The sequence below is a fragment of the Intrasporangium sp. genome, assembly GCF_040414665.1.
Classification (GTDB): Bacteria; Actinomycetota; Actinomycetes; order Actinomycetales; family Dermatophilaceae; genus Intrasporangium.
Window position 1 is genome coordinate 1 of sequence record NZ_JBEDUL010000071.1, and the last position, 16,958, is coordinate 16,958.

A 16,958-nucleotide genomic window follows, 5' to 3' on the forward strand; every position below is an offset into this window, starting at 1 on the left:
TCGCGACGGGACTGAGCGGCATACGGCTGATGTCTGCAGAGCTCAGGTGGACTGCTGACGGATCCGGTTGGTCAGCTCGGTCACCTGGTTGTAGATGGCGCGACGCTCGCTCATCAGCTCGCGGATCTTGCGGTCGGCGTGCATCACCGTCGTGTGGTCGCGGCCACCGAAGTGCTGCCCGATCTTCGGCAGGGACAGGTCCGTCATCTCACGGCACAGGTACATGGCGATCTGTCGCGCGGTGACGAGCTGGCGGGACCGCGACGAGCCACACAGGTCCTCGATCGTCACCGCGTAGTAGGCGGACGTGACGGCCATGATCGTCGCCGCCGTCACCTGGTTGGGCGTCTCGTTGGGGAGCACGTCCTTGAGGACGATCTCGGCCAGGGGCAGGTCGATCTGCTGGCGGTTGAGGTTGCTGAAGGCGGTGACGCGGATCAGCGCACCCTCGAGCTCGCGAATGTTCGTGCTGAAGTTGCTCGCGATGTACTCGAGCACGTCGTCCGGCACCGACATCCGCTCCTGGATCGCCTTCTTGCGCAGGATCGCGATGCGGGTCTCGAGGTCAGGCGGCTGGACGTCGGTGAGCAGGCCCGACTCGAATCGCGTCCGCATCCGGTCCTCGAAGCCGGACAGCTCCTTGGGCGGCAGGTCGCTCGTGATGATGATCTGCTTGTTCGCGTTGTGCAGGGTGTTGAAGGTGTGGAAGAACTCCTCCTGGGTCTGGAGCTTGCCCTGGAGGAACTGGATGTCGTCGATGAGCAGCACGTCCACGCTGCGGTAGCGGGACTGGAAGGCGCTGGCCTTGTCGTCTCGGATGCTGTTGATGAAGTCGTTGGTGAACTCCTCGGAGTTCACGTAGCGGACCCGCACGTTGGGGAACATCGTCCGGGCGTAGTGCCCGATCGCGTGGAGCAGGTGGGTCTTGCCCAGCCCTGACTCGCCGTAGACGAAGAGGGGGTTGTACGCCTTCGCCGGCGCCTCCGCGACCGCAACAGCGGCGGCGTGCGCGAACCGGTTGCTCGCGCCGATGACGAAGGTGTCGAAGGTGTACTTCGGGTTCAGCCGCGTGTCGCTCGCCTGGGCCGTGGGCTCGGGTCGTTGCTGTCGCAGCGGGCCGCTCTCGCCACCGGGGACCTGACCGTGGTGCACCTGGCCCGGCTGCAGATGGTCCGCGGCCACCCCGTTGGGACTCGGCGAAGGGGCGAAGTACATCGGGGTCGTGGCCGGATCGAAATCGGCCGCCAACAGGTCGGGAGCGCTCGCATCCAGGTCCTTGAGCGGGTCTCCGCTGACGACGAGCGGCGGCATCGGATTCAGTCGTGGGTCGCGCGTCCCGAAAGCATGCGCGACCCGGCCCATGTCGGACAGCGCGGGTTGGCCGGTCGGCTCGTCCGTGATCAGCCCGAGGTTGTCCTGGTCGAGGGATTCGTCGACGCTGACCGCAAGCCGGACGGGATGCCCGAGATGCGCCGAGAGCGCGGCGACGACCTGGCCCTGGAGCCGGGTCTCGAGGAAGTCCTTGGTGAAGGTGTTGGGTACCTTGACGACAGCGGTCTGATCAAGCACGCCGACGAGCCGGCACAACCGGACAAAGGCCCGCTCCTGAGCGGTGACTCCCGCAGTGCCGAGCGACGCGAGGGTTTGATGCCAGACCTGGCCGTAGTCAACGTCTCCGCCCGTCACTGCCTCACCCTGTCCCTGACTGCTCTGTTGCCCGCCCTGCTCGGTTGTCCGACATGCTGTGAGCACAGGCCGGTATCCAGCCTGTCATCTCGTGGCCCCCGATGCGGACGTTTTCCACACGATTGTCCACACCCTGTGCATGACGGCGGAGGGCGCACTCGGCCGGACATCGTGCGATCCGCAACCTAACAACACCGGGATGCGGCTGACAACTGCCCCGTCTGCGAGAAGCACGAACCTTCGGCGTGTCGACTTGCGCGTGAGCTGCGATGGCCCAAGATGGAGGCTTTGCGGTTCGGCATCGGGCGGCAGAGGCCGGGTTTGACCCCTCTTCCGCCGCTCACGTATCGTTGACCGAGCGTGTCGGCGACCTCTTTCGCATGCCCGTGGCGCGCGCCTGGTTGCGGTGGCGTCGATCCATGGGCTTGCCGATTGCGGTCGCCAGCAGCAGCAATCTGCAGTTGAACCACTCGATTGGACTCGGGATCGGGTCGGCGCCTGCCGTCCGTCCCGCAAGCAACGGAGAACCTCGTGAGCAAGCGCACCTTCCAGCCGAACAACCGTCGCCGCGCCAAGACGCACGGCTTCCGTCTGCGCATGCGCACGCGCGCCGGCCGCGCCATCATCACTGCCCGTCGTCGCAAGGGCCGCTCCGAGCTCTCGGCCTGAGACCGACGTGCTGCCGGCACGTCACCGCTTGCGTGATCGGGCGGACTTCACGTCGGCAGTGCGAGGACCAGGTGCCAGCAGAGCGGGCGGGCCACTCCTCGTCGTGCATGCCAACCGGACCGATGCGCGGGCGGAACTTCCGCCGCGCGTCGGTTTCGTCGTGTCCAAGGCCGTGGGGAACGCCGTGACGCGAAACCTGACCAAACGGCGACTGCGGGGAATCATGGCAACCCAGCTCAGCGGCATACCGCACGGGGTTGACGTTGTCGTCCGCGCCAACCCGGCCGCCGCCCGTGCGACCTACCGCGAGCTCGCGGGCTCCCTTGCGCTGCAAGTGGATCGCGTATGCCGCTCACTTTCCAAGGCGTCCTCGTGACCACGCGTGGGGGGTCGGGTTCCCGCCGATCGCTCGGACGAGCGCTGGCCCTGCCGTTGATCTGGGTCGTCAAGCTGTACCAGCGGCTCATCTCTCCGATGCGGCCGCAGACCTGCCGCTTCTACCCGAGCTGTTCCGCCTACGCAGTGGGGGCGCTCGAGCGGTTCGGCCCGCTCAAGGGCGGCTGGCTGGCGATCCGGCGGCTGTGTCGGTGCCACCCCTGGACCCCGGGTGGCGTGGACCCCGTCCCGATGACGTGGGATGAGCGCAACTCCTGGAAGCCTGAGGACTATCGACCTCCCGGTGACGAGTTCGGCCCGGAACCGACGCCGGGAACGCCCCATCGAATTGACCATCCGGCATGATTTGCCGACCAGTGCGAAGCGGTAGCGACAACCACCGCATGACGACAGAGGACATCCGTTGAGCGAATTCTTCAACACCCTGCTCTACCCCATCAAGCTGGGTGAAGCGTGGGTCATGTGGGCCTTCCACTGGGTCTTCGAGAAGCTCGGACTGAGCGGTGACCTGTCTGGTTGGGCCTGGGCCTTCTCCATCGTCGGCCTGACGGTCGTCGTGCGCATCCTGCTCATCCCGCTCTTCGTGCGGCAGATCCACTCGTCTCGCAAGATGCAGCTCATCCAGCCCGAGATGCAGAAGATCCAGAAGCGGTACAAGGGCAAGTCCGATCCGGAGAGCCGGCAGGCGCAGCAGAAAGAGATCATGGATCTCTACCGGCGGACGGGCACCAACCCGTTCAGCTCCTGTCTGCCGATCCTGCTCCAGTCACCGTTCTTCTTCGCGCTCTTCCAGCTGCTGAACAACCTGCGCGCGCAGGCGGAGGGCAAGCAGCCCGGCATCGGTCCGATCACCAACGAGGTCGCGTTGGCGATCGAGAACTCGACGATCTTCGGTGCCCGCCTCTCGGACTCCTTCGTGACGTCCACGACGCTCAGCCCCAAGATCCTCGCGGCCGTGCTCATCGTGGCCATGTCGGCGACGACGTTCACGACGCAGTACCAGCTGATGCGCAAGAACATGCCGGCCGCTGCGCTCGACAACCCCTTCGCGAAGCAGCAGAAGGTCCTGCTCTACCTCATGCCCATCTTCTTCGCGATCTCGGGTATCAACTTCCCAATCGGCGTGCTCATCTACTGGACCACGACGAACCTCTGGACCATGGGGCAGCAGTTCTACGTCATCCGCAACATGCCCGCCCCCGGCTCGCTGGCCTACCAGGCCATGGTCGAGCGGGACACCCGCAAGGGGCGCAAGACGAAGCACGTCACGGTGCCCGGGCTCGAGGCTTCCGCGGAGCCTGAGGTCGAGGGCCCGAAGTCCGGACAGCGGCAGCAGCCCAAGGGGAAGAAGCGTGCGAAGGGCTCCGGTGGCGGCCCCCGGCCTGCGTCCGGTGCTGTCAAGGCAGGGCCCTCGAAAACGGGGGCCGGCGGGGGCTCTCAACCCGGGAAGAAACAGCAGAGTCCGAAGAAGCCGTCATCCGCGAAGGACCGCACCTAGCGGGCGCCACAGCCCTCCGGTTGGGTGGGCCGCACTCGAGCGTGACGCCCGCCGGGACATCATCCAGACGTGAACACACAACCGCGGATCGCCGGTTATCCACAGGTTGTGGGAACTTTGTGAATAAAGGAGCAACTTCTCCCATGAGCGACGTGACGCCGCAGACCGATGCCGAGATCCTTCCGACGGTGAGCGCTGACTCAAGCGCCGAGTCGGACGTCGAGGCGGGCGGGCCGACGAGTGTAGAAGCAGGCCTCGAAGCCAGCCCTGAGGTGACGACTGGGAGCGAATCCCACGGCCGGCCCACCCGGCTTCGTCAGCTGGAGCGAGAGGGCGAGATCGCCGCCGACTTCCTTGAAACGCTGCTGGACATTGCCGACCTCGACGGGGACCTCGACGTCGACGTGGATGGCGACCGTGCGGCTGTGGCCATCGTCGACTCCGAGGAGGGCCGCGTCCCGAGGCGACTCGTGGGTGACGGCGGCCGCGTCCTCGAAGCCTTGCAGGAACTGACGCGCCTGGCCGTTCAGGTCGAAACGGGCGAGCGGAGCCGGCTCATGCTCGACGTCGCTGGATACCGGGCTGACCGTCGGGCCACGCTCGTCTCGGTTGCCAAGGCGGCGGTTGCGGAGGTCCAGTCCTCTGGGGTGAAGAAGGATCTCGAGCCGATGACCGCCTTCGAGCGCAAGATCGTGCATGACGTCGTCGCTGCAGCAGGACTCGTCTCGGAATCCGATGGCGTCGAGCCAAACCGGCACGTCGTCATCCTCCCGGCTTGATCTCGCTGCACGGTTTCACGTGAAACACGCCGGCGATGGCCTGCGCTGGCGGTAGCGGCCGCCACGAACTCGAGGATGGGGGAGACGGCGTGTCCGACTCTGACACAAGCGCCGCTTCTGGCGACTCCCCGGGAGGCGCGACGAACCCGTCCCCGCAATCCGACCGGCAGGACGACCTCGTCGATGGTGTGCCCCCGACCCCGGAAGCCGCGGCAGCCGTCTTCGGTGAGCACCTGCCCCGCGCCGAGGAGTTTGTGCGGGTGCTGGCCGACACCGGCATCACCCACGGCCTCATCGGACCCAGAGAGGCGCCGAGACTGTGGGACCGACACGTGCTCAACTGCGCTCTGGTCCACTTCCTCATTCCGGCCGACGCCCGCGGGCAGCGGGTCATCGACATCGGTTCCGGGGCCGGTCTACCCGGACTGGCGCTGGCGATTGCTCGACCGGATCTCGAGCTGCACCTGGTTGAGCCGTTGTCCCGGCGGACCGGCTGGCTCTCGGGTGTCACCGCGCAGCTGGACCTGGACAACGTGGTCATCCACACGGCGCGAGCAGAGTCGATGTGGGATCGGCTCACCGCGCCGTGGGTCACCGCACGCGCGGTCTCCGGCATCGTCCAGCTTGCGCAGTGGACTCTGCCGCTCCTGTCTCCACGGGGTTCCCTGCTTGCGCTGAAGGGAAGCCGTGCTGCCGATGAGCTGGCTGAGCACCGAGCCGCGTTGCAGCGCCTCGGAGTGCGCCACGCGGACGTTGAGTCGGTCGGCGAGGGGATGGTCCCCGACCCGACTATCGTCCTGCGTGTGACCATCGGTGAGGCCATCGATCGACGACTCTTTCGGACCATGACCTCGAGCAGCGCCGGCTCGGCCCGGCGCAGGACGGATCGTCCTCGAGGTGGTCGCTCCACCGGCTCGTCGCCTCGCGAACAGCGCCGGCGTCCCCGATGATCGAGATGAGACCATCCCGTTGGCGGAGCAGGTTCCGGAGGGACGGCAACCGTCACACCTTGGAGGTAACCACCCCGTGAGCAACCTAGGCTGGCCTTCCGCCGCTCCAGAGCCGACGGCAGAACATCGACGCCTCGGGTGGGTCGACGTCTCGGCATCCGTTTCACGTGAAACAGTCGAGGAGGAGGGCTCCGGCGGCGTTGAGGGGCAGGAGTCACGCGCTCCAGATTCCGACTCCGCCGAGGTGGAGCAAGTGTCTCCCGAGTCGTCGTCGGCTGAGGTGGGGTTCGCGCAGTCGCCGCGCCCCCACGCTGACCCAGACGCGTCCGCGAGCGGTGCCCCTCGGACAGGCCCAGGAGCTGCGGGTACCCGAATGGTGGAGCCGGACGGCGGGGGCATGGACGCGGCCAGTGCCGAGGCCTTCCCCTCGACCGGCCCCTGGAGGTCGGCAGGGTTTGGCGCGGCCCTTCGGAGCGGGACCCACGCAGAGACGCGGTCCTCGGACGGTCGCGCCATCGGGGCGAACATCTACTTCACGTCCTCGGCCACTGACGAGCAACAGAACGTCGGGCTGCATCCACCCATCCCTTCGCCGCTCGTGGGTGGTGCTGCGGCTGACGCCGATCGCGACCTGGCCGTTGCGGGCGAGGGTGTCGGGCCGCTCGACTCGGCGCCGGACGTCGGCGCGACCGCGGCGTTCGCCGTCGGTACAGGGTCTCGGATCGAGGATCGGGATCCTCCCCTGACGTCAGAACCGGATCTCAAGAGCGGTGGGGGAAGCCCTGTGGACAGTGATGTGGACATCGATCTCCAAGGCGACGCATTCACGCACGAAGTGGCCACCCAGGATGCTGGGGAAAACCATGTGGAAGAAGCGGTCGTGAAGGCGACGACGACGGCCGTTTCACGTGAAACCGACACCGTCGACCACGGTGACGGGATGGGATCGCTCGAGGACGAACACGCGGTCGCCGAGAACGTCCGACGGCGGATCCAGCTCATCGGTCGACCCTTCCCCAAGCCGGTCCAGGCTCGGGTGATGACGGTCGCGAACCAGAAGGGTGGAGTGGGGAAGACGACGACGACGGTCAACGTCGCGGCTGCGATGGCACAGTCTGGCCTCAGGATCCTCGTCATCGATCTGGATCCGCAGGGAAATGCGAGCACCGCGCTGGGGATCGATCACCACGCCGAGGTGCCCTCCATCTACGACGTCCTCGTGGACGGCGCCCCGTTGTTGGAGGTGGTCCAGCCGTGCACCACCGTCGATGGGCTCTTCTGCGCTCCGGCGACGATCGACCTCGCCGGCGCGGAGATTGAGCTCGTATCGCTCGTGGCTCGCGAGAGTCGGCTGCAGAAGGCGATCCGAGCCGCCGCTGAGACGGGACACGACTACGACTACGTCTTCATCGACTGCCCGCCCAGCCTCGGCCTCCTCACCGTCAACGCCATGGTCGCCGCGTCGGAGGTCTTCATCCCGATCCAGTGCGAGTACTACGCCCTCGAGGGGCTGTCCCAGCTGCTGAAGAACATCGACCTGGTCAAGGTGCACCTCAATCCGCAACTGCACGTCTCGACCATCTTGCTGACGATGTACGACGGCCGGACGCGGCTGTCGGCGCAGGTGGCCGACGAAGTGCGCGAGCACTTCCCCGCAGAGGTGCTCAGGACCACGGTTCCGAGATCGGTCCGGGTGTCCGAGGCGCCGAGCTTCGGTGAGACGGTCCTCACCTACGACCCCACGAGCAGCGGCGCCCTGGCCTATCTCGAGGCGGCCGGCGAGATTGCCGACCGCGGCGAAGCCGGCAACATCTGAAGAACGGGCGCCGCCGTCAGAGGGGCCGACCAGCAGAGTGGCGATGTTTCACGTGAAACGGCGCCTGGCTGTGCGGCGCCCCATCGCGACGACCGATCACAGAGCGTGGCGGAGCCGGACGTCCGATAGGCGAGCCTGGTTACATGTGAAACACGGACCGGTGACACAAGCTCCGGTCAGGGAGGCCTCATCGGAAGGAGCCAAGCCCTCACCTAGACTTGGGCCGCGCGAGAGTCGCGGGGACGATGTTGAGGGGACTGGACATGGCGGAGAAGCGGCGGGCATTGGGTCGGGGACTGGGGGCGCTCATCCCGAGTGCTCCGACGAGCGGATCCGGCCGTCCCGTCGATGTCTTCTTTCCGGACCAGAAGTCGGGGGGCGAGGGCGCCTCATCGGTCGCCAGCACCGGGCGTGAGGTCGATTCAGGCGCCAGTCACACCGGATCGGCAAACGGCCAGTCACCGGCGCTCGTCGAGGGCGGTCCCGGGTACCAGGACGCGCCCTCAGAGAGCGGGTTGACACCGGTCCCCGGCGCGCAGTTCGCGGAGATTGACCTCGAGCTGATCCGCCCGAATCCGAAGCAGCCTCGGTCTGTCTTCGACGAGGACGACATGGCGGAGCTCGTGCACTCCATCCGTGAGATCGGAGTGCTCCAGCCGATCGTGGTGCGTCGAATCCCCGCGGACCAGGCTGCCGAGGCCGACGGCAAGCAGTTCGAGCTCATCATGGGGGAGCGTCGCTGGCGGGCGACGCTGGAGGCCGATCTCGCAACGATTCCGGCCATCATCAAGGACACCACCGACGACGCCCTCTTGCGGGACGCGCTCCTCGAGAACCTCCATCGCAGCCAGCTCAACCCGCTCGAAGAGGCGGCGGCCTACCAGCAGCTGCTCGACGATTTCGGCTGCTCGCACGAAGAGCTGGCCCAGCGCATCGGTCGCTCGCGCCCACAGATCTCCAACACGCTTCGTCTCCTCAAGCTGCCTCCCCTCGTGCAACGTCGCGTCGCCGCAGGGGTGCTCAGCGCGGGACACGCGCGAGCCCTGCTCGGGCTGCCCGACGGCGCCGCCATGGAGCGCATGGCGCAGCGCATCGTCGCCGAGGGGCTCTCCGTCCGGAACGTCGAGGAGCTGGTCGCCATCGGTGATGGTGACACCGCTCCGAGACCGCGGCGACCCCGCGCCGGTGGCCGGCATCCGCAGCTGGACCAGTTCACCGCAGGTCTGTCCGACCATCTCGAGACCCGCGTCAACATCGCGCTGGGACAGCGCAAGGGAAAGATCACCGTGGAGTTCGCGTCGATGGAGGACCTGAGGCGAATCCTCGGCATCATGGGCTTCGAGTCAAACCCCTGACGTGCCGGAGGGTCACACGATCCACGCCCTCGCCGCTCGCCTGAACCGAACCCTGGGCGGCCAGCAGGTCGGCGTGTCGAGTCCACAAGGGCGGTTCGCAGCCGACGCCGCGCTGATCGACGGCCGCATCCTCGACCACGCCTCGGCCCGAGGCAAGCACCTCTTCATCGACTTCCGCGACCTCCCGGACCTCACCCTCCACGTTCACCTCGGACTCATCGGCTCGTTTCACGTGAAACATGGAGCAGCTGCGAGCCCGCCTACGTCACCGGCGCGACTCCGGCTCGAGGGCAGGCAGCACGTTGCGGAGCTCCGCGGACCCATGATCTGTGCCCTCATCGACGAGCAGTCGCGCCAGCTGGTGCTCGACAAGCTGGGCCCGGACCCGCTCCACGAGCCAGACGTGCTCGCGGACGGCGCTGGTCGGGCCTGGACACGAATCACCCAGAGCCGCAAGATCATTGCCGAGCTCCTGCTGGACCAATCCGTTCTCGCCGGCGTGGGGAACGTGTACCGATGCGAGGTGCTGTTCCGACACCGGATCGATCCCTTCACCCCGGGGCGCGAGCTCGGGCGCCGCCTCTGGGCCCAGCTGTGGGATGACCTCGTCACGCTGCTCCCGCTCGGGGCGGCCTTCTCGCAGATCCTCACCATGCAGGACCAGGTCGACGCCGCAGCCGAGCTGGTCGCGGACGGGTCATCGCTCGCGATCACCGAGAGCCTCACCGGGGAGCGGCTCGGCGACCATTTCGAGCGGCGCTTCCACACCTACCAGCGGACGGGGGAGAGGTGTGATCGGTGTGGGCGCCGGATTCGCGAGCAGGCCCTCGGAGGTCGGACGCTCTACTGGTGTCCCGGCTGCCAGCGACGCCGCAAACGCTGATCCGGCCACCCCGCAAGGCGTCCTCGCGTCTGCCCCAGCCGCGACGGGTCGCCGGCGGCCAAGGCGCGAGCTCGATGGCCTCGGCCATGGTGGCCCCACGCGGTTCACGTGAGGGTGATGGGGCGCCCCGACGTCAGCCCGGCGGCATACGCTCTCTCCATGGTCCCTGCCGGAAGCCTGCCCGCACCGACCCACGTCATCGCGCACCTGAGCGATGTGCACCTGCTTGCCGGGGACGCGCTCCTGCACGGCCACATCGACACGGTGTCGCAGCTGCACAAGACGCTCGCTCGCGTTGAGCAGTCGGCCCAGCATTTCGACGCGCTGGTCCTGTCAGGCGATCTCACCGACCGGGGGCAGCCCGAGGCCTACACGCTTCTCCGTGAGATCGTCGATGCGGTGGGGGAACGGCTCCGGGTTCCCATTGTCATGACGGGCGGGAACCACGACGAGCGCCGAGCACTGGCCCTGGGCCTCTACGGCATCGACACCGACGAGCCGCAGGACGGCGTGACGCTCGTGCGTGGGCTGCGCATCATCAGCATGGACTCGGCCCTTCCGGGGTTCCATCACGGCGGCTTCTCCGACGCCCAATATGATTGGCTGTCAACGCAGCTCGCACGACCAGCCGAGCACGGCACGATCCTCGTCATGCACCATCCGCCGATCAGGTACCACTCGCCGATGATGCAGCTGCTCGACTTCGAGGACGTCACCAGACTCCGTGCAGCTCTCGAGGGCACCGACGTTCGCGCCATCCTCAGCGGGCACCTCCACGTGACGAGCTTCGGAACGCTGGGAACGATTCCCGTCTTCGTTGCCGGCGGCGTGAGCTATGTCGACGACGCCGGCGCCCCCCGGGAGCTGCTCGTGGGCGTTGACGGCCCCCAGTCCTGGAACCTCATCGAGGTCCACCCAGACGACGTCGTGGGCACGGTCGTCCCGGTCGAGCAGCACAAGTCGTGGCCTGCAATCAGCGAAACCGTCCTCGAGCACATCGCATCGCTGCCCAAGGACCAGCGGCGGACCGTCTTCTCGACCAAGCGCTGAGGAAACGTCGCGATCCGACATGTCGAGAACCCGGGTGGCCCATCGACGCAGGGATGTCACCGCCACGCATCCATTCGAGCCAAGGAGCAGACATGACCATCAACCAGACCACCCACGCGGTCGCCCATTCAGCGGATGGGACGCCGATCGCCTATGAGGCCTACGGCGCCGGCCCCGTCGTGGTCGTCGTGGGAGGAGCCTTCAACGACCGCACCGCGGGGCGTGAGCTGGCCCAGGCCCTCGTGACGCATGGATTCACCGGTGTCGCCTATGACCGCCGCGGTCGTGGGGACAGTGGCGACACCAAGCCGTACGCCGTCCAGCGGGAGGTCGAGGACCTCACTGCTGTCATCGAGGCAACGGCCCCGGACGAGGCCGCTGGTCAGCACGCCCATGCCCACGGTGTCTCCTCCGGCGGGGCCCTCGTCCTCGAGGCCCTTGCCGCGGGCGCCCCGGTGGCCACGGCCTCGGTGCTCGAGCCGCCCTACAAGGTCGAGGGTGCTCCGCCATGGCCGGAGCGCTACATCGAGACGCTCGAGGAGCTCGAGGCCAAGGGCGACCGGGAGGGGATCCTCCGCTACTTCCACACGCGCGCCGTCGGCCTCCCCGAGGAGATGCTCGACGGGATGCGCGACACCCCGATGTGGGAGGGCCTGCTCGCCCTGACCTATACGGTCCGCTATGACGGCCTGTGCATGGGCCCCAGCCCCGTCATGCCGGACGAGCTGCTCGCGAGGATCGAGGCCCCGGTCCTCGCCGTCAGCAGCACCGGCACGACGCTGCCCTTCCTCCCGGCGGCGGCTCGAGCCGTGGCTGAGGGCCTGCCCAGAGGTGAGTACCAGCAGCTCGAGGGCGGGTTCCACGAGGTTCCCGCAACAACTCTGGCGCCGGCCATTGCCGACTTCATCGGCCGCGCGGCCGGCTGATCACCGCCCCACCGCCCACGCGAGTCTCCTTGCAGCGCAAGGAAACTCAGCGGCATACGACATCAACCAAGGAGGGCCAGTGCAGGGTTGTGCTCGGGCGGGGCCGCCTCGCGGGGCGGCCCGGGCGGCGTTCCGTCACCGAAGGGGGACCCGCCCAGCGCCGCACGGTCGTGCTCCGACGCCCACACGGACAGATCCGGCCCTCCCGGGATCACACCGGTCGGGTTGATGTCGCGGTGGACGACGTAGTAGTGGGCCTTGATGTGGGTGAAGTCGATCGTGTCGCCGAAGCCAGGTGTCTGGAAGAGGTCGCGCGCGTAACCCCACAGGTTCGGCAGCTCGACGAGCTTGACCCGATTACACTTGAAGTGGCCGTGGTAGACCGGGTCGAAGCGGACCAGCGTGGTGAACAGCCGCACGTCGGCCTCCGTGATGTGCTCGCCGACGAGGTAGCGCCGAGTGGCCAGGTGCTCCTCGAGCCAGTCGAGGCGACGCCACAGGCGATCGTAGGCCTCGTCGTACGCCTCCTGGCTCCCCGCGAACCCACACCGGTAGACCCCGTTGTTCACCTCGGTGTAGTTCACCTGGGCCAGGTCGTCGATCTCGTCGCGGAGCCGCTCGGGGTAGAGGTCGGGTGCTCCCTCGCGGTGATAGGCACGCCATTCCGTCGAGAGATCCAGTGTGATCTGGGCGAAGTCGTTGGTGACGACGGCGCCCGAGGGAATGTCGACGATCGCAGGGACGGTGATCCCGCGCGGGTAGTCGGGGTCGCGCTTGAGGTAGGCGTCCTGGATCCGTGGAATGCCGAGGACCGGGTCGACTCCCCCGGGGTCGAGGTCGAAGGTCCAGCTTCGATCGTCATGCACCGGGCCGCAGATCCCCATCGACAGGGCGTCCTCGAGCCCGAGCAGCCGGCGCACGATGATCGCCCGGTTGGCCCACGGGCACGCGCGCGCCACGACGAGACGGTACCGCGCAGGTTCCACCGGGTAGCCGTCACGACCGTCCGCTGTGATCCGAGTGGTGATGTACCGCGTGTCCCGCTCGTAGCTCGGCTCGACGTAGCTGCCCGGCTCTGTCATGCCCCAACCATAGATTCCGTATGCCGCTGAGCCGACTTCCCCGCGTCGGGTCCCGTTGCAGGCCGGTGGCGTCCATGCCAGCCGGGGCCGGCCAAGCGCGTTCGATCCCTGCGGGACAGAATGGGGGCATGGACCTCGGACGGCAGGAGCTGTGCCGTGCGTGACCTGCGCCCGCTGACCGTCGATCGCGTCGCCGACCTCGCTGGTGACTCGAGTTCAGCAGGGCTGTGCACCTTCTGGCAGACCGTTCCCCGCAACGGCGACATCCTCCGCACGGAGCCGATCGACCTGCTGGCCGACTGGGTTCGGGAGGTGACCGCGAACTGGGGTGCGCCTGGCCGCATCCTGTACGTGGACGACCGGTCCGTCGGCTACGTGCTCCTCGCGCCCGCCCGCTACGTGCCGCGGCTCGCCGCCTTCCCGACGGCGCCGTCCGACCCGGCGACGCTGATGCTCGTCACCGTGCGCATCAACGCCGACCAGCACGGTCGGGGGCTGCGCAAGGTCCTCGTCCAGTCGGCGGTCAAGGAGGCCCTGCGCCACAGGGAGCGGTCCATCGAGGTCATCGCGGCACGTCCCCACGCTGTGGGCAAGCATCCCTGTGTCCTGGAGAGCACCTTCGTGGAGAACCTCGGCTTCCGGGTGGCGAGGGACCACCCGGTCTACCCGCGGCTACGCCTGGACCTGCGGACGATCGTGACGATCCGTGATGGCGCGGCGGCGGCGGTGCGCAAGGCGCTCGCCAAGGTGCCGGGCGCCCACCCCGTCCCTGAGACACCTCCAGATGGGGTCACCCGTGCCCGTGTCGGTCAGCGCCGGTCGCTGGGCGGTCAACCGTGAGGGGCCTGACGCGCCTGCCCGGCCTGAGCCATACCGATCGACTCGAGGTGGCGGCGTAGGTCGGCCAGTCTGAGCATGCCGGTGTGGCCGGTGTCGGCTTCGCCCAGGTAGAGGCGCTGGAGCGCGACCACGACTCCCTCGGCAATGCGGTCCAAGGTGTGCGAGTTGGACAGCACGGCCACGTCGGTCGGATGGCTGAGGTAGCCGATGTCGAGCTGGACCGCCGGCATCCGGGTCCGGCGCAGCAGGGTCCAGCTGCGCGGGTGGGTGCGGCAGTCGGTGAGGCCGCTTCGGGCCACGACCTCACGCAGGAGCAGGTCCGCGAAACGCTCGCCGATGACCGACCAGCCGCGCGGCGCGGCCGCCGCACCGGGTCCCTGACCGCTCTGGTCGCCGCGCTGCTCCACCTGTCCGTAGAAGAACGTCGCGGCGCCGTGCGCGGCGACCCCGGCGGAGTGGCCGGCGTGACCACCATGGTCAGCGTGGCCGGTGTGCTCGGTGTGCTCGGTGTGCTCGGTGTGGATGGACAGCAGCAGATCGGCGTCAAGGGAGTTGGCGAGCGCCGCGCGCTCGGACTCCTCGCCACCCGGCCCGCTGGTCCGGGTGAAGACGACCTCCACGCCATGAGCGGTGAGGCGCCCCTCGATGCGGTGCGCCAGGTCGAGCGCGAGGTCTGACTCGACGAGGCCGAACCCCGTGGTCCCGAAGTCGTCGCCGCCGTGCCCCGGGTCGAGGACGATGGTGCGCCCGCTGAGGCTGTAGCCGCCCCGCCGGATCCGTTCCCGTTCCCGCAGCGCGATGGCCGAGCCGCCGGTCACGGACCTGCGCAGCGCCGCGAAGGCGTGCATCGTCTCCGGGCCGAGCGTCCCGTCGGCGTCGAGGCCGACGCCCGTCTGGAAGGCGCGGAGGGCGGCATCCGTTGCCTCGGCGTGGATCCCGTCGATCTTGCCCGGGCTGAAACCGAGCTCGGCAAGGCGGGCCTGGAGCTGCGCCACGTCGTCGCCCTCGAGGGGGTGCCCGGGCAGGTACCGGAGGACGCGGTCGCCGAGCGACCACCGGGCACCGTCGAGGACGGAGTAGGTCGACCGACCGACGACCCCGTCGACGAGCAGCCCGCGGCGCTGCTGGAAGGCCTTGACGGCCCGCTCGACCTCTTCGCCGAACTCGACGGTGTCGCGCGGCCCGGCGCTGGCGATCCATCGGCCAGGCAGGTCACCGGTGATGACCAGCCGGTCACAGACGTCGGCGACGGCGAGTCCGCGGTCTCCGCGACGGAGCACGACGGCCTGGGGCGGGGTCACGGGCCTCCTTCGGGGACGGGACCTGTGCACTGTAGTACGCCGATGGGGTGGCACCGCCGTAAGCGGACCCACCCCATCGGGGCGAGCTCACCGCACGGCGCGCCCTGAGGGCCACGTGCGGGAGGGCCATGTGCGGGAGGCTCAGGCGATGAACTCCTCGAGCTCCCGCAGCAGCTTGGGCTTGGGGTGCGCCCCGACGATCGACTTGACGACCTGGCCCTTGACATAGACGTTGAGCGTCGGGATCGACACGACGCCGTAGCGAGCCGCGGTGTCCATGTTCGCGTCGGTGTCGAGCTTGACGATCTCGACCTTGTCGCCGTACTGCTCGTGGATCTCTTCAAGGATCGGAGCGACCTTGCGGCAGGGACCGCACCACTCCGCCCAGAAATCGACGAGCACCGGCTTGTCGCTCATCAGGACGTCATCAGCGAACGTGGCGTCGGTCGTTTCCTTCAGTGCCATGCTGGGTCTCTCCCTTGGGTATGCCGCTGGGCTCGGTTGGCCGGTGGCGGCGGGCTGGGCGGGTGGTCGGCGACGGTGGCGGTCGACAGGTCTGTCAGGCTAGGCGTTTGCGCCGACGGAGGACGTCGGGATGGGGCCCGAGGCGGTCTCATCGATGAGCGCGGCCTGATGTGCGGCCCGCTCAGGCGAGGCGGTGTCCTCGAGGGCGGCGAGGTAGTGCTCGGCATCGAGGGCTGCGGAGCACCCGGTGCCGGCCGCCGTGATGGCTTGGCGGTACGTGTGGTCGACCAGGTCTCCGCACGCGAACACGCCGGCCACGTTGGTGCGAGTGGACGGTGCCTCGACCAGGACATAGCCGGCGTCGTCGAGGGCGACCTCGCCGGTGTCGGCTGCTGCTCCGTCTGCTGCTCCGTGTGCCTTGAGCAGCTCGTTGCGCGGGTCGTGGCCGATGGCGACGAACATGCCGGTCACGGCGAGCTCGCGCAGGTCGCCGGTCCGCGTGTCACGGAGCGTGAGACCCGTCAGCTTGCCGTCGCCGTGGATCTCGGCGACCTCGCTGTTCCAGGCGAAGCTGATCTTGTCGTTCGCGAACGCCCGGTCCGCCATGATCTTGGAGGCCCTCAGTGCGTCACGCCGGTGCACGATCGTCACGGACCTGGCGAACTTCGTCAGGAAGGTCGCCTCCTCGATGGCCGAGTCGCCGCCGCCGATGACGGCAATGTCCTGGTCGCGGAAGAAGAAGCCGTCGCACGTAGCGCACCAGGAGACGCCGTGACCGGACAGCTCCTTCTCCCTGGGCAGCCCGAGCTCGCGGTAGGCGGAGCCCATCGCGAGGATGACCGCTGCCGCGGAGTAGGTCCTGCCGGCACCATCGGTGACCGTCTTCACCGAGCCGCTGAGGTCGACCGCGGTGACGTCGTCGGTGACGAGCTCGGCGCCGAAGCGCTCGGCCTGGGCACGCATCTGCTCCATCAGCTCCGGACCCATGATGCCGTCCCGGAAGCCGGGGAAGTTCTCCACCTCGGTCGTGTTCATCAGGGCGCCACCCGCGGTGACGGCACCTTCGAAGATGAGCGGCTTGAGGTTGGCACGGGCTGCATAGATGGCGGCCGTGTACCCAGCTGGTCCCGACCCGATGATGATGACGTTGCGGACGTCTTCCGACATGTGGTGATGCTCCTTGGAAGGGGACTGCTGCTCGCCTCAACCGATCCTAGGCGCTCGGCATTCCCGTCGTGGCGACGTCACGAAGCTGGCGCTGG

The 16,958-nt window shown here is 68.1% G+C and carries 17 protein-coding genes; 12 read left to right on the forward strand and 5 right to left on the reverse strand.

What is annotated here, in order from left to right; genetic code table 11:
* Positions 1–42: 42 nt before the first annotated feature.
* Positions 43–1,686: a chromosomal replication initiator protein DnaA gene (dnaA, locus tag ABF401_RS08170; RefSeq protein ID WP_353509050.1), complete on the reverse strand. Its 1,644-nt coding sequence runs from the start codon at positions 1,684–1,686 to the stop codon at positions 43–45.
* 531 nt (positions 1,687–2,217) lie between these two features.
* On the opposite strand from dnaA, the gene rpmH reads away from it, so the two are divergent.
* The 11 genes from rpmH (at position 2,218) to ABF401_RS08225 (ending at position 12,008) form a co-directional block, all read left to right on the forward strand.
* Complete coding sequence (rpmH, locus tag ABF401_RS08175; RefSeq protein ID WP_331925413.1) at positions 2,218–2,355, forward strand: 50S ribosomal protein L34; 138 nt, start codon at positions 2,218–2,220, stop codon at positions 2,353–2,355.
* A gap of 7 nt (positions 2,356–2,362) precedes the next feature.
* Positions 2,363–2,731 carry a ribonuclease P protein component gene (rnpA, locus tag ABF401_RS08180; RefSeq protein WP_353509051.1) on the forward strand — a complete coding sequence of 123 codons (369 nt, stop codon included), beginning with the start codon at positions 2,363–2,365 and terminating at the stop codon, positions 2,729–2,731.
* Entirely contained in the window at positions 2,701–3,096 is a 396-nt protein-coding gene (gene yidD, locus ABF401_RS08185) for a membrane protein insertion efficiency factor YidD (protein ID WP_353509052.1), read from the forward strand. Before rnpA ends, yidD begins: the two co-directional genes overlap by 31 nt.
* A gap of 58 nt (positions 3,097–3,154) precedes the next feature.
* Positions 3,155–4,249, forward strand: a complete 1,095-nt coding sequence (gene yidC, locus ABF401_RS08190) for a membrane protein insertase YidC (RefSeq protein ID WP_353509053.1) — start codon at positions 3,155–3,157, stop codon at positions 4,247–4,249.
* Positions 4,250–4,392: 143 nt separating this feature from the next.
* Complete coding sequence (locus tag ABF401_RS08195) at positions 4,393–5,028, forward strand: Jag family protein (RefSeq protein WP_353509054.1); 636 nt, start codon at positions 4,393–4,395, stop codon at positions 5,026–5,028.
* A gap of 89 nt (positions 5,029–5,117) precedes the next feature.
* Entirely contained in the window at positions 5,118–5,978 is an 861-nt protein-coding gene (rsmG, locus tag ABF401_RS08200; protein WP_353509055.1) for a 16S rRNA (guanine(527)-N(7))-methyltransferase RsmG, read from the forward strand.
* Between the two features lie 835 nt (positions 5,979–6,813).
* Positions 6,814–7,794, forward strand: coding sequence for a ParA family protein (locus tag ABF401_RS08205; protein WP_353509078.1), 981 nt, complete (start codon positions 6,814–6,816; stop codon positions 7,792–7,794).
* Between the two features lie 263 nt (positions 7,795–8,057).
* Complete coding sequence (locus ABF401_RS08210) at positions 8,058–9,149, forward strand: ParB/RepB/Spo0J family partition protein (RefSeq protein WP_353509079.1); 1,092 nt, start codon at positions 8,058–8,060, stop codon at positions 9,147–9,149.
* A gap of 1 nt (position 9,150) precedes the next feature.
* Positions 9,151–10,032 carry an Fpg/Nei family DNA glycosylase gene (locus ABF401_RS08215; RefSeq protein WP_353509056.1) on the forward strand — a complete coding sequence of 294 codons (882 nt, stop codon included), beginning with the start codon at positions 9,151–9,153 and terminating at the stop codon, positions 10,030–10,032.
* A 159-nt stretch (positions 10,033–10,191) separates the two neighbouring features.
* Positions 10,192–11,082: a metallophosphoesterase family protein gene (locus ABF401_RS08220; protein WP_353509057.1), complete on the forward strand. Its 891-nt coding sequence runs from the start codon at positions 10,192–10,194 to the stop codon at positions 11,080–11,082.
* Positions 11,083–11,174: 92 nt separating this feature from the next.
* Positions 11,175–12,008 (forward strand): alpha/beta fold hydrolase, encoded by an 834-nt coding sequence (locus tag ABF401_RS08225; RefSeq protein WP_353509058.1) that lies wholly within the window; start codon positions 11,175–11,177, stop codon positions 12,006–12,008.
* A gap of 62 nt (positions 12,009–12,070) precedes the next feature.
* Here the strand turns inward: ABF401_RS08225 and ABF401_RS08230 are convergent, their stop codons facing one another.
* Entirely contained in the window at positions 12,071–13,090 is a 1,020-nt protein-coding gene (locus ABF401_RS08230; RefSeq protein WP_353509059.1) for a glutathione S-transferase family protein, read from the reverse strand.
* Positions 13,091–13,246: 156 nt separating this feature from the next.
* Here ABF401_RS08230 and ABF401_RS08235 point away from each other — a divergent pair, with 156 nt between their 5' ends.
* Positions 13,247–13,930, forward strand: coding sequence for an N-acetyltransferase (locus ABF401_RS08235; RefSeq protein WP_353509060.1), 684 nt, complete (start codon positions 13,247–13,249; stop codon positions 13,928–13,930).
* On the opposite strand, the gene ABF401_RS08240 is transcribed toward ABF401_RS08235, so the two are convergent.
* From ABF401_RS08240 to trxB, 3 genes are all read right to left on the reverse strand, one after another.
* Entirely contained in the window at positions 13,921–15,231 is a 1,311-nt protein-coding gene (locus tag ABF401_RS08240) for an N-acetylmuramoyl-L-alanine amidase (RefSeq protein ID WP_353509061.1), read from the reverse strand. The two genes, ABF401_RS08235 and ABF401_RS08240, sit on opposite strands and share 10 nt — an antisense overlap.
* Before the next feature lie 141 nt (positions 15,232–15,372).
* Positions 15,373–15,696: a thioredoxin gene (gene trxA, locus ABF401_RS08245; protein ID WP_331930561.1), complete on the reverse strand. Its 324-nt coding sequence runs from the start codon at positions 15,694–15,696 to the stop codon at positions 15,373–15,375.
* Positions 15,697–15,795: 99 nt separating this feature from the next.
* Complete coding sequence (gene trxB, locus ABF401_RS08250) at positions 15,796–16,863, reverse strand: thioredoxin-disulfide reductase (RefSeq protein WP_353509062.1); 1,068 nt, start codon at positions 16,861–16,863, stop codon at positions 15,796–15,798.
* Between the last annotated feature and the right edge of the window lie 95 nt (positions 16,864–16,958).

Coding starts and splice junctions, on each gene's coding strand:
- trxA (WP_331930561.1), bottom strand. CDS start 15,696: ATGGCACTGAAGGAAACGACCGACGCCACGTTCGCTGATGACGTCCTG.
- yidD (WP_353509052.1), top strand. CDS start 2,701: ATGCCGCTCACTTTCCAAGGCGTCCTCGTGACCACGCGTGGGGGGTCG.
- trxB (WP_353509062.1), bottom strand. CDS start 16,863: ATGTCGGAAGACGTCCGCAACGTCATCATCATCGGGTCGGGACCAGCT.
- ABF401_RS08225 (WP_353509058.1), top strand. CDS start 11,175: ATGACCATCAACCAGACCACCCACGCGGTCGCCCATTCAGCGGATGGG.
- ABF401_RS08220 (WP_353509057.1), top strand. CDS start 10,192: ATGGTCCCTGCCGGAAGCCTGCCCGCACCGACCCACGTCATCGCGCAC.
- ABF401_RS08230 (WP_353509059.1), bottom strand. CDS start 13,090: ATGACAGAGCCGGGCAGCTACGTCGAGCCGAGCTACGAGCGGGACACG.
- ABF401_RS08195 (WP_353509054.1), top strand. CDS start 4,393: ATGAGCGACGTGACGCCGCAGACCGATGCCGAGATCCTTCCGACGGTG.
- ABF401_RS08210 (WP_353509079.1), top strand. CDS start 8,058: ATGGCGGAGAAGCGGCGGGCATTGGGTCGGGGACTGGGGGCGCTCATC.